Below are 17,623 nucleotides of genomic sequence, written 5' to 3' on the forward strand. Positions count from 1 at the left end.
TTATTTTCCTTTTTGTTGACTGCGGTACCAACGCAAATAGTCTTGCACCGCGCGATTATGTTCCGCTAAGGTTCGGCTGAATTTATGTCCGCCGCTGCCGTCGGCGACAAAATATAAAAAGTCGGTTTTTTCCGGTTGCGCCGCCGCTTTAAGCGAACTTTCGCTCGGCATTGCAATCGGTGTCGGCGGTAAGCCGTCGATCACATAAGTATTATAAGGCGTGGCTTCTTCCAAATCTTTACGTCGAATATTACCGTTATAGCGTTCGCCCATTCCGTAAATCACCGTCGGATCCGTTTGTAATTTCATTTTTTGGTTCAATCGATTCACAAAAACCGACGCCACTTTACCGCGTTCACTGTCAAGCGCCGTTTCTTTTTCAACGATCGACGCCAAAATCAATAATTCGTAAGGATCTTTTAACGGCAAATCCGGATCACGCTCCGCCCACGCGGCATCAAGCGCTTTTTTCATTCGCTCCGCCGCCCGATTCAACAAGGCGAGATCCGTGGAATTCGGCGTATAATTATAAGTGTCCGGATATAGCCAACCTTCAAGATTTTGTTGTTCCGCCTTCTCATTCGGTAAATCAAGCAAGCGGAAAATTTCCACCGCCGATTTATCTTGCAAAGTTTGGCGTAAGTGCGGTGCTTTTTCTAAATTTTTTCGCCAATTTTTAAAGGTTTCGCCTTCAATAAATCGCACACTGAATTGCGCTTCTTTGCCTTCGTTGAGCACGCGCAATAAATCGCCGAGGGTTTTCACGCCGTCCAACGAATAGGTTCCCGCTTTAATTTTGTTCAGTTGCGGTTGCACTTTTAATAACGCGGGCAAAAACCACGCGTCATCCGTAATATTTTCTTGTTTTAACAATTCGGCAAGTTTCGCGCCCGTAGTACCGCGTTCGATGGTGAGAAGTTGTGCGTTTTTCACCGAAACCGGTTGCTCGACAAAATGTAATAAATAACGATAACCGGCGAACAATGCTCCGCCGATTAAAACCGCCGAAAGCAATAAAATAATAAAAATTTTCTTCATAAAATAATCACAATGCGCTAAAAAATCACGGCAAGTTTACCACAGGATAAGAAAAAAGTGCGGTCAATTTTTACGAGAAATTCACCGCACTTGTAAGAGAAAAATGAGCCGAGCCGGCTCGTTTTAGAGAAACGAATTAGAAAAGTACGCGCGCACGGATTGTGCCGTCGATGTCGCGCAATTTTTGTAACAATTCGCTACTGTCGTCAGTTTCCACGTCGATCACTACATAGCCGATTTTCGGATCGGTTTGTAGATATTGCGCTGCCACGTTAATGTTGGCATCCACAAATAACTGGTTGATTTTATTCAAGATACCCGGACGATTCTCGTGAATGTGCAATAAGCGTTTCGCCGTGCGGTGTTCCGGTAAAGACACTTCAGGGAAGTTTACGGCGGACAATGTAGAACCATTGTCGGAATATTTGACGAATTTACTCGCCACTTCGGTACCTATATTTTCTTGCGCTTCCGCAGTTGAACCGCCGATATGCGGAGTTAATAACACGTTGTCGAATTCGCGTAACGGTGACACGAATTCTTCGTTAATGGATGCCGGTTCTTGCGGGAACACGTCGATCGCCGCACCGCGCACACGACCGTCTCTTAAAGCTTGCGCCAAGGCGTCGATGTCCACCACAGTGCCGCGCGCCGCATTAATGAAAATACAATCTTGTTTTAATTGCGCGATACGTTCCGCGTTCATTAAGTTTTTGGTTGAAGCATTTTCAGGAACGTGTAAAGAAATAATGTCGCAAGAGGACAATAATTCTTCCAATGAAGCCACTTGTTGCGCATTACCTAACGGCAATTTGGTTTCCACATCGTAGAAAAATACTTCCATCCCCAAAGATTCGGCAATAATACTTAATTGCGAACCGATATGACCGTAGCCGATGATCCCTAATTTTTTGCCACGTACTTCGTGCGAACCGACGGCGGATTTATTCCATAAACCGCGATGCACTTCGGCGTTCGCCTGCGGAATATTGCGCATTAACAGTAAAATTTCCCCTAATACCAATTCGGCAACGGAACGCGTGTTGGAAAACGGCGCGTTAAAGACCGGAATACCGCGCGCTTTCGCCGCTTCTAAATCCACTTGGTTAGTCCCGATACAGAAACAGCCGACGGCGATTAATTTATTCGCGTGTTCTAAAATATCCGCGGTTAAATTAGTGCGCGAACGCAAGCCGACGAAATGGGCGTCTTTAATCGCTTCTTTCAATTCTTCCGGTTCAAGGGCTTTTTTATGGTATTCAATATTGGTATAACCCGCCGCGCGCAATACGTCCAACGCGTTTTGGTGAACACCTTCTAAAAGCAAGAACTTAATCTTTGATTTATCAAGGGATACTTTTACTGTCATATTTGCTCTCCGTTAATGATTTTATTCGATAATCTTCGCACCGTCGGGCGTGCCGACGATGATGATGTCCGCCGGTCGCAAGGCAAAAATACCGTTTGTGACCACACCGGCGACATTGTTCAATTCTTTTTCCATTTCCACCGGATTCATAATTTTGAAATGAGATACGTCCAAAATCACGTTGCCGTTATCCGTTACCACGCCTTCGCGATATTCCGGCGAGCCGCCCAAGGCGACCAATTTGCGTGCCACTTGCGAACGCGCCATCGGAATCACTTCCACCGGTAAGGCGAAGGTAGAACCCAATACGTCCACTTGTTTGCTGGTATCGACGATACAAATGAATTTTTTCGCCAACGCCGCAACGATTTTTTCACGCGTTAACGCCGCGCCGCCGCCTTTAATCATCATTTTTTGCGGATTCACTTCGTCCGCGCCGTCCACATAAATATCCAAACCGGATACATCGTTGGCGCTGAACACTTCAATACCTTGTTCGCGCAATAAAGCCTCGGAATTTTTCGACGCGGCAACCGCGCCTTTAATTTGATTACGCATTGTGCCCAAGGCTTCGATAAAACAGTTGACGGTCGAACCGCTGCCGACACCGACGATTGTATCAGGTTTTACATATTGTAATGCAGCCTGCGCCGCCTGTTTTTTCATAGTTAATTGATCCATATTATTCTCCTTTATTATAAGACGCTCGTTTTTTTATCCCAAGTAAACGTTTGCGCGGAAAGGCTATACTTTAATGCTATTCCGACGGATAAACAAGATCTATTCGGGTAAAAACTCGGTTAATAGCTCGTTTAAAAATAATTTACCTTGCTCGGTCACTTGCCAAGTGCGGTCGGTTTCGGTGATAAATTTTTTATTTAGCGCCCAATTTATCGTTTTTTCCACCGCACTTTGCGGCAATCCGGTTAAACCTTCGAAATCCGTTTTCGGCACGGCTTCCAATAAACGGAAGCGATTCATAAAAAATTCGAAAGGACGATCTTGCGGTTCGACATTTTTTTCTTCATACAAATACTCGCCGCGCAAATAACCGCGCGGGTGTTTGGTTTTGGAAAAACGCAAAATCTTGCCGTCGGCAAAACTCACTTTGCCGTGCGCGCCGCAGCCGATCGCCAAATAATCGCCGAAGCGCCAATAATTCAAATTATGCCGACACTGAAAACCCGTTTTCGCATACGCGGAGGTTTCGTATTGCACATAGCCGGCGGACGTGAGTAATTGATGTCCTTGTTCGAAAATTTGCCAAAGCTCGTCCTCATCAGGCAAGCGCGGCGGGCGATAGGCAAACATTGTATTCGGTTCAATGGTTAGCTGATACCAAGACAAATGCGGCGGCGCCAAATCAATGGCTTGTTGCAAATCCGCCAAGGCTTGCGCGGCGGTTTGATCGGGTAAACCGTGCATTAAATCCAAATTAAAACTGTTCAATCCGGAATTTCTGGCAAATTCCACCGCACTTTTGGCTTCTCGCGCATTATGAATTCGCCCTAATCGCTGCAATTTTTCATCGCTGAAACTTTGGATTCCCATTGAAATGCGGTTTACGCCCGCTTGCACATAACCGTTAAATCGCTCCGCTTCTGCCGTGCCCGGATTGGCTTCCAAGGTGATTTCGATATTCGGTTCGAAAGGAATCAGTTTGCGAATTTGTTCAAGCAAATAAGCGATAGAAGGCGCGGAAAATAAACTCGGCGTACCGCCGCCGATAAAAATAGAATGCAGCGCGCGATTGCCGACGGACGTTTGATAGCGCGCTAAATCCCCTTTTAAATCCGCCAGCAAATGGGCGATATAATCCTGTTCGGGAATCTCCCCCTTTTGTGCGTGCGAATTAAAATCGCAATAAGGGCATTTTTGCACGCACCAAGGAATATGAATATATAAACTTAACGGCGGCAAACTGAGCATTATTTCAACCGCTCTTTTAACACCGCTAAGGCGCGCGCGCGGTGAGAGATTTTTTTCTTCTCGACGGTTTCCAATTCGGCGAAGGTGCAATTTTTCGGCGGATAGAAAAACAAGCTATCATAGCCGAAACCGTTATCACCTTTTTCGGCAAAGGTAATCACGCCCTGACATTCGCCCTCGGCGATGATCGGCGACGGATCCGTTTCGTGACGTAACATTACGATACAGCTGACAAATTTCGCTTGGCGCTGCGTTTCCTCGACATTGGTCATTTTTTCCAATAATTTTTGTCGATTCGCCGCGTCATCACCGTCCGTTCCGGCATAACGCGCGGAATATAATCCCGGTTCGCCGCCTAAGGCTTGCACCACTAATCCGCTGTCGTCGGCAATCGCCGGTAAACCGGTCATTTTTGCCGCATAACGCGCTTTTAATAAGGCGTTTTCCACAAAGGTTAAACCGGTTTCTTCCGGACTTTCGATGCCTAAATCCGTTTGTGCCACCACTTCAAAACCGAAATCCGCCAACACGTCCGCCATTTCTCTGACTTTGCCTTGATTGCCTGTCGCCAAAACAATTTTTTGTTTCATCAAATATCTACCTTATGGTTGAAACCCCGCCATTTATGGCGGATAATTTAATTGGAAGAGGCGTAATCTCTTCCAATTCAGGGCAACACATAGGGCCTCGCTCTTGTGAGGCTCTGTGTGTTGAAACATATCGATTTCCTAAAATATTTACTTATTCGGCGCCATTATACCCTCAAAAGCAAGAAAAGCCGAACATAACGATGCTCGGCTTTATTGCGCGAATTTATTTAAGCTATAAAGCAATACGATCGCGATTTTTCTCTAAGGTCGCTTTACCGATACCTTGCACTTCCAAAAGTTGTTCAAGTGCGGTGAAATTTCCGTGTTTTTCCCGATATTCCACCACCGCTTGCGCTTTTTTCGCGCCAAGCCCGATCAAGGCTTTCTGAATTTCCGCCGCCGTCGCCGTATTGATATTCACTTTATCCGTTAAAGTAACGGACGCGCTTTGTTGTTCGACGACTTGCGTTTGCGGCGCCGCCGGCGCTTGTTCGGCAACGGCGTAAGAAGCGCTAAATAAAGAACCGGCAAGCATTAACGCCGAGCAAAAAGTTGCAATTTTTTTCATAGTGTTTCCTTTAGTAAATTGAACATAAAACCGTTGAATCGCTCCAACGTCGTTACTTTGTTTGAGTCAGGAAAAAACCACAAGAAAACCACCGCACTTTTACGATCCGGATCGCAAAATCCGATTAAAATCATTAAAAAACCCTGATTTATTCAGGGTTTAAGATTAATTAATTTCTTTAATTCTTAATTCTCTCGGCACTTCGAAAACCGTGTTTTCTTCGCAACCTTGCAATTCCTCCACCGAATTCGCACCGAGTTCTTTTAAGCGCTCGACAACGGATTGCACCAAGACTTCCGGCGCAGAAGCACCGGCGGTAATGCCGATAACTTGTACATCTTTCAGCCAGTCGGCGTCAATATCTTGCGCGTCGTCAATCAGTTTCGCCGTAACGCCCATTCGGGATGCCAATTCCGCCAAACGGTTTGAATTCGACGAATTTTTCGAACCGACCACAATGACTAAATCCGATTGTTTCGCCAATTCGCGCACTGCTTGCTGGCGATTGGTAGTGGCATAGCAAATATCGTTTTTACGCGGGCCTTGAATCGCGGGATATTTTTGTTTCAACGCCTCGATCACATCCGCCGTGTCGTCAATGGATAGCGTGGTTTGCGTCATAAAGGTGATTTCCTCGTTGTCACGCAAGCTTAACTTAGCTATATCTTCAACATTTTCAACTAAATAAATGCCGCCTTCGGTATTGTCATATTGCCCCATCGTGCCTTCCACCTCGGGATGCCCTTCGTGCCCGATTAACACAGCTTTGGTGCCTTTGCGACTGGCGCGCGCCACTTGCATATGTACTTTGGTCACCAGCGGACAAGTGGCGTCGAACACTTTTAATTCACGGTTTTTCGCCTCTTGACGAACCGCTTGCGACACGCCGTGTGCGGAAAAAATCACGATAGCACCGTCCGGCACTTCATCCAATTCCTCCACAAAAACCGCGCCGCGTTCGCGTAAGCCGTTGACCACAAATCGGTTATGCACCACTTCGTGACGCACATAAATCGGTGCGCCGTGAATTTCCAATGCTAATTCCACAATGCTGATCGCACGATCTACGCCGGCACAGAATCCGCGCGGGTTTGCTAAAATAATTTTCACGCTTTTTTCTCACTCTTCTTTTTATCGCCGTTTTTTATCGCATCCAATGCCAATAAACCGGCGCCCACACAAATCGCAATATCCGCCACGTTAAATACCGGATAATGCCAATCCTGCCAATAAAAATCTAAAAAATCCACCACAAACCCGTGATAAGCACGATCCGCCGCATTCGCCAATGCCCCGCCGATAATCAGTGCATAAGCAGCATTCTGCAATTTCTGCGCAGCATTATTTTTGAACAAAAAATAAACCAACATCGCGGAAATCAAGATCGCCAACACAATAAAAAAGATTTTCTGCCAACCGGAATGATTCGCCAAAAAACTAAACGCCGCACCGGGATTACGCACATAGGTTAAATTGAAGAAAGGCAAAATATCGATGCTTTCATACAACGCGAATCTTGTGACCACAAGATATTTCGTCGCCAAATCCGCGATAAAAGCCACCGCACTTAGCCAAAGAAAAGAAAGACCTGTTTTTGATGGATTCATAATGTTCTATAAATTAAAAAAATAAAAAAGTGCGGCTATTCTACCGCACTTTCAAAAAAATTGGGATTGGTTAGATTGCTTTCTTAATTTTTACCCGACAGCGACCTTTGGTCGCAATCGGTTAATGATAAGTCGGTGGCTTTGCCACCTTTAGAAAGAGCGACAAAGTCGCTCACTTATGATTAACCTAGTACGGCTTTGCCGTGCTAGGATGAAAAATTGCGGTGATTTTTACCGCACTTTTTCATTATCACTCCAAACTAATTACGTTACGCAAAATCACGTTTTTCGCCGCTACCTGTGACATTTTCTACACAGCGTCCGCATAGTTCAGGATGTTCAGCATTTGCGCCGATATCCGTTGCATAATGCCAGCAACGTGGACATTTTTCACCTTCAGCACGTTCTACTTTCACTGCTAAGCCTTTGAGTTCGCCCTCGGCAACATCTGCTTCTGCAAACGGTTTAACAATCGCTTGAGAGGTGATTAACACAAAACGTAATTCATTGCCAAGCTGTTCTAATAACGGACGAATATTGTCATCAGCATAAACAGTCACTTTCGCGTCTAAGCCTGCACCGATTAACTTGTCGTTACGCGCTTGTTCTAATACACGGTTGACTTCTGCACGCACTTTTAACAGTTGTTGCCAGTAGTTGTCGTCCAGTTTGTCATTTTCACCTAACGAGAATAAGCCTTCATAGAACTCTTCGGTAAAGACAAATTCTGAACGACCTTCAACTTGTGGTAAGTAGCCCCAAATTTCATCTGCAGTGAAAGATAAAATCGGTGCAATCCAACGCACTAATGCTTCAGAAATATGCCATAACGCTGTTTGGCAGCTGCGGCGAGCAAGGCTGTCCGCTTTGGTGGTGTATTGGCGGTCTTTGATAATATCAAGATAGAATGAACCCATTTCGATTGAGCAGAAACGCATTAAACGTTGCACAACTGTGTGGAATTGATAGTTATCATAAGCTTCTTTAATTTCATTTTGTGCTTCTAACGCACAGCTTACTGCCCAGCGATCGAGCGAGATCATCTCCTCTGGTTCAACTAAATCACGTTTTGGATCAAAACCGTTTAAGTTAGCCAGCAAGAAACGTGCGGTGTTACGGATACGGCGGTAGGTGTCACCTGCACTATTTAAAATATTGTGTGATACGGCAATTTCACCGGTGTAGTCTGTTGAAGCGACCCATAAACGTAAAATATCCGCCCCGTTTTTGTTCCACACTTCGCTTGGTACAATCACATTACCAAGGGATTTCGACATTTTGCGACCTTTTTCATCTACGGTGAAACCGTGCGTCAACACTTGATTATAAGGCGCTTTGCAGTCTGTTGCGGTGGAAAGCATTAAAGAAGACATAAACCAACCACGGTGTTGATCCGAACCCTCTAAATACATATCCGCAGATTTACCGTTAAATTCAGGGCGTTTTGACACCACAGAAGAATAAGTTGACCCAGAGTCGAACCAAACATCTAAGGTATCAGGTACTTTACGGTAATTTTTTGCGTCATCGCCCAACACTTCCGCAGGATCGAGATCCCACCATGCTTGAATCCCTTTCTCTTCCACACGTTTTGCAACTTCTTCCAAAATCTCTAAAGTGCGTGGGTGCAGTTCTTCGGTTTCGTTATGCACAAACATGGTCATCGGCACACCCCAAGTACGCTGACGGGAAATACACCAGTCAGGACGGTTTGCTACCATTGTGTCAATGCGAGCCTCACCCCAGCTTGGGATCCAACGCACACGTTTGATTTCGCCTAACGCTTGCGGCCGTAAACCTTGCGTTTCCATACCGATAAACCATTGTGGTGTCGCACGGAAAATAATCGGCGTTTTGTGTCGCCAGCAATGTGGATAGCTATGTTTAATTTTAGTTAATTTGAGTAACGCCCCCATTTCTTTGAGCTTTTCAACCACTAAGTCATTGCTTTCAAACACACCTTTGCCTGCAAAGAATGGCACGTCTGATTTGAATTTACCGTCGTTGGCAATTAAGCCTGCCATTTCTAAGCCATATTTACGGCTGACAATATAGTCGTCTTGACCGTGATCTGGTGCAGTATGGACTAAGCCCGTACCGCCGTCTGTGGTAACATGGTCGCCTAAAATAAACGGCACGCTGAAATCATAGAATGGGTGATTAAAGCGTAATAATTCTAAGTCTTGACCCTTTGCCGAGCCTAATACTTCAACAGATTCTATGCCCGCCGCTTTTTGCACATCTTCCACTAAATCTGTGGCTAAAATTAAGCGTTCATCACCGAATTGAACAAGTTGATAATCTAAATTCGCATTTAAAGAAATTGCACGGTTAGACGGCAATGTCCAAGGGGTTGTTGTCCAAATCACCGCAGAAATTGTGCCGTTACCTTTGCCGCTTGCGTTAAATTTTGCTTCTACTTCAGCTACATTGCTTGCTGCAAAACGCACATAAATAGACGGTGAAACTTTATCTTCGTATTCCACTTCCGCTTCGGCGAGTGATGAGCCACAATCCAAACACCAATGCACCGGTTTTGAACCTTTGTATAGGTGTCCGTTAGCAATCACTTTACCTAACGTGCGGATAATTTCTGCTTCGGTGTCGAAGTTCATTGTAAGGTACGGATTATCCCAATCGCCCAACACGCCCATGCGGATAAAGTCCGCTTTTTGTCCTTCTACTTGCTCTTTAGCGTATTCACGGCATTTTTGACGAAATTCCGCCGCTGAGATTTTCTCGTTTGGTTTACCCACCAAACCTTCTACTTTTAACTCAATCGGCAAACCGTGGCAGTCCCAACCCGGTACATAAGGGGTGTCGTAACCTAAGGTGGTTTTCGACTTCATAATAATATCTTTCAGAATTTTATTAACTGCGTGACCAAGGTGAAGCGTGCCGTTCGCATACGGAGGGCCATCGTGCAAAATAAAGGTTTTCTTGCCTTTAGAGGCTTCACGGATTTTTTGATAAAGGTTTTTCTCATACCAATTTTTCAACATCGCAGGCTCGCGTTTCGCCAAGTCCCCACGCATCGGAAAGCCTGTTTCAGGCAGGTTTAAAGTGTTTTTGTAGTCTGTCATTTTGTTTTTCCGTTAAAGATGAATTTGTTTTAAAATATCCTGTGCTTGTTTGTGATCGCTGATTTGATACAGCTGAACAGTTTTATCTTCTGCTAATTGTTCAATGCATTGTTGATAGTTGATTGTCATTCGTTCGATTACAGATTTTTCAACAATGCGCGGCAAAGTATTTCCTGCTAAAATTTTCTGTTCATAACGCATTTGGTTGCGCAAAATACTCAATTCAATATTAGCCGGCAGAGCAATAATGTGAATTTCATATTGTTTTTCTTTCAGAAAATCTAGTAAATTGGTTGCTGTTTCTACATTACCAAAGGTTGTTTCATATAAAATATTTAACCGTTTTTCTGTAGCCTTATTTAATAGCGCAGTTGCAAATCGATGTGCAAAATTTCCCGTTTTCTTGTGGGCTTCATCAAAACCATACTTTTCTCTAAATTCTTTTAATTTAGGATGATATTTACGGTAGTCATCCGCTTGTATCGAGCAAAAATTCAGTCTGCTTTTTTCCAATAAATTAGCAATACAAGTTGATTTTCCGCTCCCGCTAATTCCGGCAACAATAATGGCAACCGGTTTATTTACCGAAAATAAATGATATTCTTGAGAAAGTGCGGTGAATAATAACTCAATTTGCTGTTCTGTCGGTTTAATATCTTTTGCCATAGTTTATCCGAAACGACGCTTTTGATATTTGTCTTGCAACTGTAAAACTTGTTCAACCGTTGGCAAAACCTCAACATAACGTTCCGGCACTAAATTAAAATAAGCGTGTTTTAAATGGCTGAGCTGATGGTGATCATTTTGACCTTCTTCAGTGTCAAGCGATCCCGTCATAATCATATCCGCCAAAGTATCCGCACAAATCTCGTGGAATACATCGCTAAAAGGAACGTAATCTTGTTTTAGACTGGCTAAAATTTGTTGTTTTTTTTCTTCAGTTAAAATCATCATTCCCCCGAAATATTCGGTAAATCAAACTAAGCATTATACGCATAAATCCCTGTCGGTCAAAGGCTCATAAATTTAGGCTTGAAAATAATTTTTCGCCGTAATCACGTCATTTTCGATTTGCTTTTTCAGATCATCAAAAGACGGGAATTTGATTTCGTTACGAATTTTACGACAAAATTCTACTTGTAGCGTTTGTCCGTACAAATCTCGATTGAAATCAAATAAATGCACTTCCAGTAATTGTTTGATGCCGTTAATCGTCGGGCGCTTGCCGATATTTGCCACACCTTGCAAAATCTCGCCGGTTTTTAACCGCACTTTAACGGCATAAACCCCTTTAATCGGGTTGACTTGGCGATGTAAACGGATATTCGCGGTCGGAAAACCGATGGTGCGTCCCAGTTTATTACCGTGCGCCACACGTCCGTAAATTTCGTAAGGTTTGCCGAGCAGCTGTGCCGCCAGTTCTAAATCGTCCTCCGCTAAGGCTTGGCGAATGGCGGTGCTGCTGATGCGTTGATTTGCTAAGCAAAGGCTATGATTATCTTCCACCAGAAAACCGTTTTGTTCGCCGGCTTGTTGCAATAAGGCAAAATCGCCGCGACGTTGTGCGCCGAAGCGGAAATCGTCGCCGATACTTAAAAATTTTACATTCAGTCGTTTTACCAAACAGTCGGAAATAAATTCCTCGGCGCTTAATTCGGCAAAAGTGCGGTCGAATTTAACGCAAAAAACATAATCTACGCCGATTTTCGCCAAATAATGCAATTTATCGCGCAAACGCATTAAGCGCGCCGGTGCATTTTCGCCTTGAAAATATTCGCTCGGTTGCGGTTCGAACAACATTACGACCATCGGCAAATCAAGTTGATCCGCTTGGCGACGTAAATGCGCCAGCACGCGTTGATGACCTAAATGCACGCCGTCGAAATTCCCGATAGTCAAGGCGCAACCGCGCTGGCGTAAATGTTCAGGCAAATTGTGAATACCACGAATAAGTCGCATTGGATGTTCCGTTTTAAACTGAATGATTCGGCGTATTATACGCATAAATCCGGTAAGATTAAACTTGCTTTGATTTGAATCGCGCGCGGATTATCGGCGCAAGTGTGGATGCGGCGGTGGCGCCGATAACTAAAATAACGCCGATTAAGGTGCTAAGTCGCAGGCGTTCACCGAGCAATAACACCGCCATTATGACGCCGAAAACCGGTTCAAGCGCGCTGATTAGTCCGGAAACCGCCGCCGAGGTGTCCGGCAAGCCTTTATACCATAATTTATATGCCAGCCAAGTACAGCCGACGCCTAAATACAACACGCCTAAAATGCCGCTGAGATCCGCGCCGATGTGCCAATTTCGCGTTAATAATAAGGTGAAAGGCAGGCATAACAAGGCGCCCAGCACTAAAATCACTGTGGTGTAATATGCCGAAGGAACATATTTTAATAAGGCTTGGCTCATATGGACGCAAAAAGCGAACACCACAACGCCCGCCAGCACCAACAAACAGCCCCATAAACTGATATCGCCGCCAGTGTCCGATTCCGATACGATCAAGAAAATGCCCACGAATGCTACGGCGCCCAAGATCCAATGTAACATTGTGGTCGGTCGCCGGAAGAACACATAACCGACCAAGACGATAATAATCGGCGCGGCGCCGATCATTGTCACCGCACTTGCCGCCGAGGTGTAATACAAACCGGTAAATTGCAACAACAGCACCGCGGGAAAATTAAGTAGCGCTAATAACCACACGCGGCGACGCGAAGAAGGCGGAATCAGGCGATAAGCTTTCGGGAAAAAAGGTAACACGATAAGCGCTGCGATCAACAAACGACATTGCACGACAAGTACGGGATCTAAAATTTGCGAGCTGTATTTTCCGGCAATAAAGGCGCTCGCCCAAATCAGCACCGCTAAAATCAGATAATGCATTGCGCCTCCCGTGAGAAAATTAAAATTCGGATTCGTCGGTTAAATCGGGCGAACTTCGTTCAAAAAGGATTTAACCGAAAGCGTGATGTTCGATCAAAATACTGATTGCAATGCCGATAAGAATGAGGCCGCCGAGCAATTCGGCTTTGCTTTTTAATTTTGCGCCCAATAAATGACCGCTCTTTACGCCGACAATGCACATTGCCATTGTGATCAACCCGATAATGGCTACCGCCGACCAAATATCCACCGATAAAAACGCGAAAGACACGCCGACGGCAAGGGCGTCGATACTGGTCGCCAATCCTAACGCAAATAAGGATTTTGCGCTAAAATCCGTACCGGCACAAGGTTCGTCTTTTTTGCTTAAAGCTTCTTTCAGCATATTCACGCCGATTAAACTCAACAAGCCGAAAGACAACCAATGATCTACTTCTTTGATGGTTTCGCTAAATTGCACGCCCAACAAAAAGCCCAATAACGGCATTCCCGCTTGAAACGCGCCGAAATAAACGCCGGTTTTCAAGGCATTTCGCCACTGAAAGGAAGAACAAGCCAAGCCCTTACAAATCGATACCGCAAAAGCATCCATTGATAACCCGAAAGCTATCGCCCACAACGCATAAACGCTCATAAAATAAAAGACCGATCAAAAATCAGAAAAGAATGATTATAGAAGAAAACCCTTTGACGGAAGTTTATCTAAATCAAAAAAATGCAAAAAATTCGGGCGCATTGAATATTTCACGCTGCGCCCGAATCCGAAAAAACTTATTTACCGATACAAAACGAACTGAAAATATTACCCAACAAATCATCGGAGGTAAATTGTCCGGTGATTTCGCCGAGATAATTTTGCACGATGCGCAATTCTTCCGCCAATAATTCGCCGGCGTGAAACTCGGTTAATTGAATTAATCCCGTTTGCAAATGTTGCGCCGCATTTTCCAACGCCTCCAAATGGCGACGACGCGCCAAGAACCCGCCTTCGGTGCCGCTTTGATAGCCCATTGTACGTTTCAAATGCTCGCGCAATATTTCCACGCCGACTTGAGTTTTCGCCGACAACCGAATAATCGTATAACCTTCGGATTCTTCAATGCCTTCTTTTTCACCGCTTAAATCCGCTTTGTTGCGCACAATGGTTAAGGGAATGTCCGTCGGCAATTTCGTTAAAAATTCTGACCGCACTTGAGCGAGATTTTGCGTCGAATCCGTGCTGTCCAACATCAATAGAATTCGATCCGCCTGTTCGATTTCGTTCCACGCGCGCACGATCCCGATTCGTTCCACTTCATCGGTGGCATCGCGCAAGCCCGCCGTGTCGATAATGTGCAGCGGCATTCCGTCGATATGAATATGCTCGCGCAAAACATCGCGTGTCGTACCGGCAATGTCGGTCACAATCGCGGCTTCACGTCCGGCAAGGGCATTCAATAAGCTGGATTTGCCCGCATTCGGACGCCCGGCGATCACCACTTTCATTCCTTCGCGTAAGATCGAACCTTGTTTAGCTTCCGCGCGCACTTGCTCCAGTTGACTGATAATATCGCGTAAATGCCCCTCGATCTTTCCATCAGCGAGGAAATCGATTTCTTCATCGGGAAAATCGATCGAGGCTTCCACATAAGTGCGCAGATAAATCACGCTATCCACTAATCGATTGATTTTATTTGAAAATTCACCTTGCAGGGATTTCAATGCCGAACGCGCCGCTTGCTCGGAACTGGCGTCGATCAAGTCGGCAATGGCTTCCGCTTGAGCCAAGTCCAATTTGTCATTCAAAAACGCTTGTTCGGAAAATTCGCCCGGACGCGCCAAACGCACGCCCTGAATATGTAAAATACGCTTGAGCAATAAATCCAAAACGATTTGCCCGCCGTGTCCTTGCAATTCCAACACATCTTCGCCGGTAAACGAATTCGGCGCTTTAAAAAACAGCGCAATACCTTGATCCAATACCGTACCGTCCGTGTCTTTAAACGGCAGATAATTAGCGATTCGCGGCGCCAAGGTTTTGCCAAGTACGGCTTGCGCCACCGTCGTCGCCAAAGGCCCCGACACGCGTAAAATCCCGACCCCACCGCGACCTATCGGCGTGGCTTGCGCCACAATGGTTTCTTTCATATAACACTCTCAAATCCACCGCACTTTTTTTCCGAATTTAACGAAAAGTGCGGTCATTTAAATTGATCTTTTTTGCATAAACAAAAAGGTATCTTAGTTCGATACCTTTCAGACTGTGACAAAATATTTTTTGGTTAGGGCGTATGCCATACGCCCCTACGATATAAATAATAAATATATTAAAAATCAATAAATTAAATTATTTACTGCGGGAATGTAACCCTTTTTTCTCTAAACTACGATAAATCAACTGTTGTTGAACGATCGTAATTAAGTTGGAGACCAACCAATATAACACTAGACCCGCTGGGAAGAACAAGAAGAATACCATAAAAATCAACGGCATAAAGGTCATTACTTTTTGTTGCATCGGATCGGCCACCGGTGTCGGCGACATTTTTTGTAGCAAGAACATAGAGGCGCCCATTAGGATCGGTAAAATGTAATACGGATCTTGCGCCGATAAGTCTTGAATCCAGCCGAAGAATGGTGCGTGGCGCAATTCTACCGCTTCCATAAACGTCCAGTATAAGGCGATGAAAATCGGCATTTGCAGAAGAATCGGTAAGCAGCCGCCGAGCGGATTTACTTTTTCTTCTTTATACAGTTTCATCATTTCTTGGCTCATACGTTGACGATCTTCACCGAAACGTTCGCGCATTTCTTGCATTTTCGGTTGCAACATCCGCATTTTCGCCATTGAGGTATATTGCGCTTTGGTTAGCGGATATAAAATCGCTTTCACCACCAAGGTAACACCGATAATCGCCAAACCCCAGTTATGCACTAAACTTTGAATAAAGGTCAATAATTTGAATAGCGGCTTCGCAATAAACCACGCCCAACCGTAATCCACGGTTAAATCCAAGTGATTCGCCACTTCGCCCATTTGATCTTGCAATTTCGGACCGGTCCATAATTTTGCCGTGATCGTTTCCGTTGCACCTGCCGGCACAGTGGAAATCGGTCCGCGATAACCGATAGAACCGAGATTATTCGCTTTATCCGTTAAGGTATAAAGTTGGTTATCCGCATCTTGATTCGGGATCCACGCGGAAACGAAATAATGCTGTAACACAGCGACCCAACCCGCTTTGGTACTGACGGATAAATTGGCTTTTTCCATATCTTCGAAACTGTATTTTTTATAATTGGTTTCGGAAGAAGAATAAGCGCCGCCGGTATAAGTCGGCATAGCCATACTGCCGGAACTTTCCACTAAAGTGTGGCGTAATTGGGCGTAAGGTTCCACTTCAATGGTTCTGTCGCTTTGGTTTTGAATTTCAAAATTCACCGCAACATCATATTCGCCGCGTTTTAACACAAAAATTTTGCGATAAATCACGCCGTCTTTTTCAAACACCAAAGGTACGGACAATTCGTTTTGACCGTCGGCAAGTTTAAAGGCGTCGCCTTCGATTTGATAAGCCGCACGACCGGCTTTACTGTCGATACCGTCTTTACCGATTAAACCGCTTTGCGCAATATAAACGTGTTCCGGCGTATTTTTTAACAACGCGAACGGTGTGTTCGAATCCAATTCCGCATCGTATTTTAATAATTCGGAGCCGATGACATCCCCGCCCAAGGTATCCACTTTTAAACGAAACACATCGTTTTCAAGCGTAATCACCCGACCTTTCACTTGCGTATCGCCGGCAATCGTCGAGGCGGACGATGCGGAACTTGACGGCACATCGGAGGCTTGGGTTTGAGTTTGTACTTGTTCGCTCGCAACAGGCTTCGGCGTGTGATAATCCAGCTGCCATTGCTGATAAACAAGAAAAGAAATAAAGAGTAGTGCGAGCACTAACAGGCTACGTCTTGAATCCATTATTTGTTCTCTTTTTTGTTATTAATCTTCGGTGGCACAGGATCGTATCCACCCGCGTGTAAAGGATGACATTTTAATATACGTTTGACGGTAAGCCAACTACCTTTTAACGGTCCGTGAATTTTTAACGCTTCGATTCCGTAACAAGAACAGGTCGGGGTAAAGCGACAACGCGGGCCGATCATCGGGCTAATCGCAATTTGATAGAAACGAATCAAGCCGATGAGGATTTTTGAGCCAATCGAATGTGGCGATGCCATAATTTATCCAAGGTTGTAAATAACGTGCGGTTATCCAATTTGCCGATGCCTTGTTTCGCCACAATGACAAAATCGCAATGCGGCAAACGATGTTGCGTCAAACGAAAGCTTTCGCGACACACACGTTTGATCCGATTTCGATCGTGGGCGCGTTTCAGATGTTTTTTTGCGACGGTTAAACCCAAACGGCTATGCGTTAAGTTATTCGGACGGGCAAGAATGGTAAGTTCAGGACTGCTCGCACGGAGCGGCTGTTGAAAAACGAATTTAAATTGAACGGGAGTTAGCAATCGTAACTCCCGAGAAAAGTTTAGCTTAATCACAC

General features: G+C 45.0%; 18 protein-coding genes. All 18 read right to left on the reverse strand.

Translation table 11 applies throughout. The annotated features are described in order from the left end of the window. The 18 genes from mltG to rnpA all read right to left on the reverse strand — a co-directional run bounded on the left by mltG (window position 1) and on the right by rnpA (window position 17,621). Window positions 1-1,038, reverse strand: a complete 1,038-nt coding sequence (gene mltG, locus CVP04_RS02115; protein WP_100295873.1) for an endolytic transglycosylase MltG — start codon at window positions 1,036-1,038, stop codon at window positions 1-3. Between the two features lie 136 nt (window positions 1,039-1,174). After that, entirely contained in the window at window positions 1,175-2,407 is a 1,233-nt protein-coding gene (gene serA, locus CVP04_RS02120; RefSeq protein WP_100295874.1) for a phosphoglycerate dehydrogenase, read from the reverse strand. Between the two features lie 21 nt (window positions 2,408-2,428). Further along, a complete protein-coding gene (gene rpiA, locus CVP04_RS02125; protein ID WP_100295875.1) occupies window positions 2,429-3,088 on the reverse strand; it encodes a ribose-5-phosphate isomerase RpiA in 660 nt (219 codons plus the stop codon). Window positions 3,089-3,187: 99 nt separating this feature from the next. Further along, on the reverse strand, window positions 3,188-4,336 hold the full coding sequence (gene hemW / locus CVP04_RS02130) for a radical SAM family heme chaperone HemW (RefSeq protein WP_100295876.1): 1,149 nt from the start codon (window positions 4,334-4,336) through the stop codon (window positions 3,188-3,190). Further along, window positions 4,336-4,926, reverse strand: coding sequence for an RdgB/HAM1 family non-canonical purine NTP pyrophosphatase (gene rdgB / locus CVP04_RS02135; RefSeq protein ID WP_100295877.1), 591 nt, complete (start codon window positions 4,924-4,926; stop codon window positions 4,336-4,338). Before rdgB ends, hemW begins: the two co-directional genes overlap by 1 nt. Before the next feature lie 232 nt (window positions 4,927-5,158). Continuing rightward, window positions 5,159-5,494 carry a ComEA family DNA-binding protein gene (locus tag CVP04_RS02140; protein ID WP_100295878.1) on the reverse strand — a complete coding sequence of 112 codons (336 nt, stop codon included), beginning with the start codon at window positions 5,492-5,494 and terminating at the stop codon, window positions 5,159-5,161. A gap of 165 nt (window positions 5,495-5,659) precedes the next feature. Then, the gene (ispH, locus tag CVP04_RS02145) at window positions 5,660-6,604 is read right to left on the reverse strand and encodes a 4-hydroxy-3-methylbut-2-enyl diphosphate reductase (RefSeq protein ID WP_100295879.1); all 945 of its coding nucleotides are present in this window, start codon (window positions 6,602-6,604) and stop codon (window positions 5,660-5,662) included. Further along, entirely contained in the window at window positions 6,601-7,101 is a 501-nt protein-coding gene (gene lspA, locus CVP04_RS02150) for a signal peptidase II (protein ID WP_100295880.1), read from the reverse strand. The genes ispH and lspA overlap by 4 nt, the downstream gene beginning before the upstream one ends. A 269-nt stretch (window positions 7,102-7,370) precedes the next feature. Next, window positions 7,371-10,184 carry an isoleucine--tRNA ligase gene (ileS, locus tag CVP04_RS02155; RefSeq protein ID WP_100295881.1) on the reverse strand — a complete coding sequence of 938 codons (2,814 nt, stop codon included), beginning with the start codon at window positions 10,182-10,184 and terminating at the stop codon, window positions 7,371-7,373. Between the two features lie 12 nt (window positions 10,185-10,196). Beyond that, the gene (locus CVP04_RS02160; protein ID WP_100295882.1) at window positions 10,197-10,850 is read right to left on the reverse strand and encodes a zeta toxin family protein; all 654 of its coding nucleotides are present in this window, start codon (window positions 10,848-10,850) and stop codon (window positions 10,197-10,199) included. Window positions 10,851-10,853: 3 nt separating this feature from the next. Next, window positions 10,854-11,138, reverse strand: a complete 285-nt coding sequence (locus CVP04_RS02165) for a hypothetical protein (protein ID WP_243385058.1) — start codon at window positions 11,136-11,138, stop codon at window positions 10,854-10,856. Between the two features lie 72 nt (window positions 11,139-11,210). After that, window positions 11,211-12,143, reverse strand: a complete 933-nt coding sequence (ribF, locus tag CVP04_RS02170) for a bifunctional riboflavin kinase/FAD synthetase (RefSeq protein ID WP_100295884.1) — start codon at window positions 12,141-12,143, stop codon at window positions 11,211-11,213. A gap of 58 nt (window positions 12,144-12,201) precedes the next feature. After that, entirely contained in the window at window positions 12,202-13,077 is an 876-nt protein-coding gene (locus CVP04_RS02175) for a DMT family transporter (protein ID WP_100295885.1), read from the reverse strand. A 70-nt stretch (window positions 13,078-13,147) separates the two neighbouring features. After that, on the reverse strand, window positions 13,148-13,711 hold the full coding sequence (locus CVP04_RS02180; protein WP_100295886.1) for a manganese efflux pump MntP: 564 nt from the start codon (window positions 13,709-13,711) through the stop codon (window positions 13,148-13,150). A gap of 137 nt (window positions 13,712-13,848) precedes the next feature. Further along, window positions 13,849-15,204 carry a tRNA uridine-5-carboxymethylaminomethyl(34) synthesis GTPase MnmE gene (gene mnmE, locus CVP04_RS02185; protein ID WP_100295887.1) on the reverse strand — a complete coding sequence of 452 codons (1,356 nt, stop codon included), beginning with the start codon at window positions 15,202-15,204 and terminating at the stop codon, window positions 13,849-13,851. Between the two features lie 199 nt (window positions 15,205-15,403). After that, complete coding sequence (gene yidC / locus CVP04_RS02190) at window positions 15,404-17,038, reverse strand: membrane protein insertase YidC (RefSeq protein ID WP_100295888.1); 1,635 nt, start codon at window positions 17,036-17,038, stop codon at window positions 15,404-15,406. Then, a complete protein-coding gene (gene yidD / locus CVP04_RS02195) occupies window positions 17,038-17,298 on the reverse strand; it encodes a membrane protein insertion efficiency factor YidD (protein ID WP_100295889.1) in 261 nt (86 codons plus the stop codon). The genes yidC and yidD overlap by 1 nt, the downstream gene beginning before the upstream one ends. Next, window positions 17,253-17,621, reverse strand: coding sequence for a ribonuclease P protein component (gene rnpA / locus CVP04_RS02200; protein ID WP_100295890.1), 369 nt, complete (start codon window positions 17,619-17,621; stop codon window positions 17,253-17,255). The genes yidD and rnpA overlap by 46 nt, the downstream gene beginning before the upstream one ends. Window positions 17,622-17,623 lie beyond the last annotated feature (2 nt).

Source organism: Caviibacterium pharyngocola, assembly GCF_002795405.1.
Lineage (GTDB): Bacteria > Pseudomonadota > Gammaproteobacteria > Enterobacterales > Pasteurellaceae > Caviibacterium > Caviibacterium pharyngocola.

What these genes read in the sequence shown, in the direction of transcription:
- hemW (WP_100295876.1), bottom strand. Translation starts at nt 4,336, where the DNA reads ATGCTCAGTTTGCCGCCGTTAAGTTTATATATTCATATTCCTTGGTGC.
- CVP04_RS02165 (WP_243385058.1), bottom strand. Translation starts at nt 11,138, where the DNA reads ATGATGATTTTAACTGAAGAAAAAAAACAACAAATTTTAGCCAGTCTA.
- CVP04_RS02180 (WP_100295886.1), bottom strand. Translation starts at nt 13,711, where the DNA reads ATGAGCGTTTATGCGTTGTGGGCGATAGCTTTCGGGTTATCAATGGAT.
- CVP04_RS02160 (WP_100295882.1), bottom strand. Translation starts at nt 10,850, where the DNA reads ATGGCAAAAGATATTAAACCGACAGAACAGCAAATTGAGTTATTATTC.
- CVP04_RS02140 (WP_100295878.1), bottom strand. Translation starts at nt 5,494, where the DNA reads ATGAAAAAAATTGCAACTTTTTGCTCGGCGTTAATGCTTGCCGGTTCT.
- yidC (WP_100295888.1), bottom strand. Translation starts at nt 17,038, where the DNA reads ATGGATTCAAGACGTAGCCTGTTAGTGCTCGCACTACTCTTTATTTCT.
- ileS (WP_100295881.1), bottom strand. Translation starts at nt 10,184, where the DNA reads ATGACAGACTACAAAAACACTTTAAACCTGCCTGAAACAGGCTTTCCG.
- rdgB (WP_100295877.1), bottom strand. Translation starts at nt 4,926, where the DNA reads ATGAAACAAAAAATTGTTTTGGCGACAGGCAATCAAGGCAAAGTCAGA.
- ribF (WP_100295884.1), bottom strand. Translation starts at nt 12,143, where the DNA reads ATGCGACTTATTCGTGGTATTCACAATTTGCCTGAACATTTACGCCAG.
- yidD (WP_100295889.1), bottom strand. Translation starts at nt 17,298, where the DNA reads ATGGCATCGCCACATTCGATTGGCTCAAAAATCCTCATCGGCTTGATT.
- mltG (WP_100295873.1), bottom strand. Translation starts at nt 1,038, where the DNA reads ATGAAGAAAATTTTTATTATTTTATTGCTTTCGGCGGTTTTAATCGGC.
- lspA (WP_100295880.1), bottom strand. Translation starts at nt 7,101, where the DNA reads ATGAATCCATCAAAAACAGGTCTTTCTTTTCTTTGGCTAAGTGCGGTG.
- mnmE (WP_100295887.1), bottom strand. Translation starts at nt 15,204, where the DNA reads ATGAAAGAAACCATTGTGGCGCAAGCCACGCCGATAGGTCGCGGTGGG.
- rpiA (WP_100295875.1), bottom strand. Translation starts at nt 3,088, where the DNA reads ATGGATCAATTAACTATGAAAAAACAGGCGGCGCAGGCTGCATTACAA.
- CVP04_RS02175 (WP_100295885.1), bottom strand. Translation starts at nt 13,077, where the DNA reads ATGCATTATCTGATTTTAGCGGTGCTGATTTGGGCGAGCGCCTTTATT.
- serA (WP_100295874.1), bottom strand. Translation starts at nt 2,407, where the DNA reads ATGACAGTAAAAGTATCCCTTGATAAATCAAAGATTAAGTTCTTGCTT.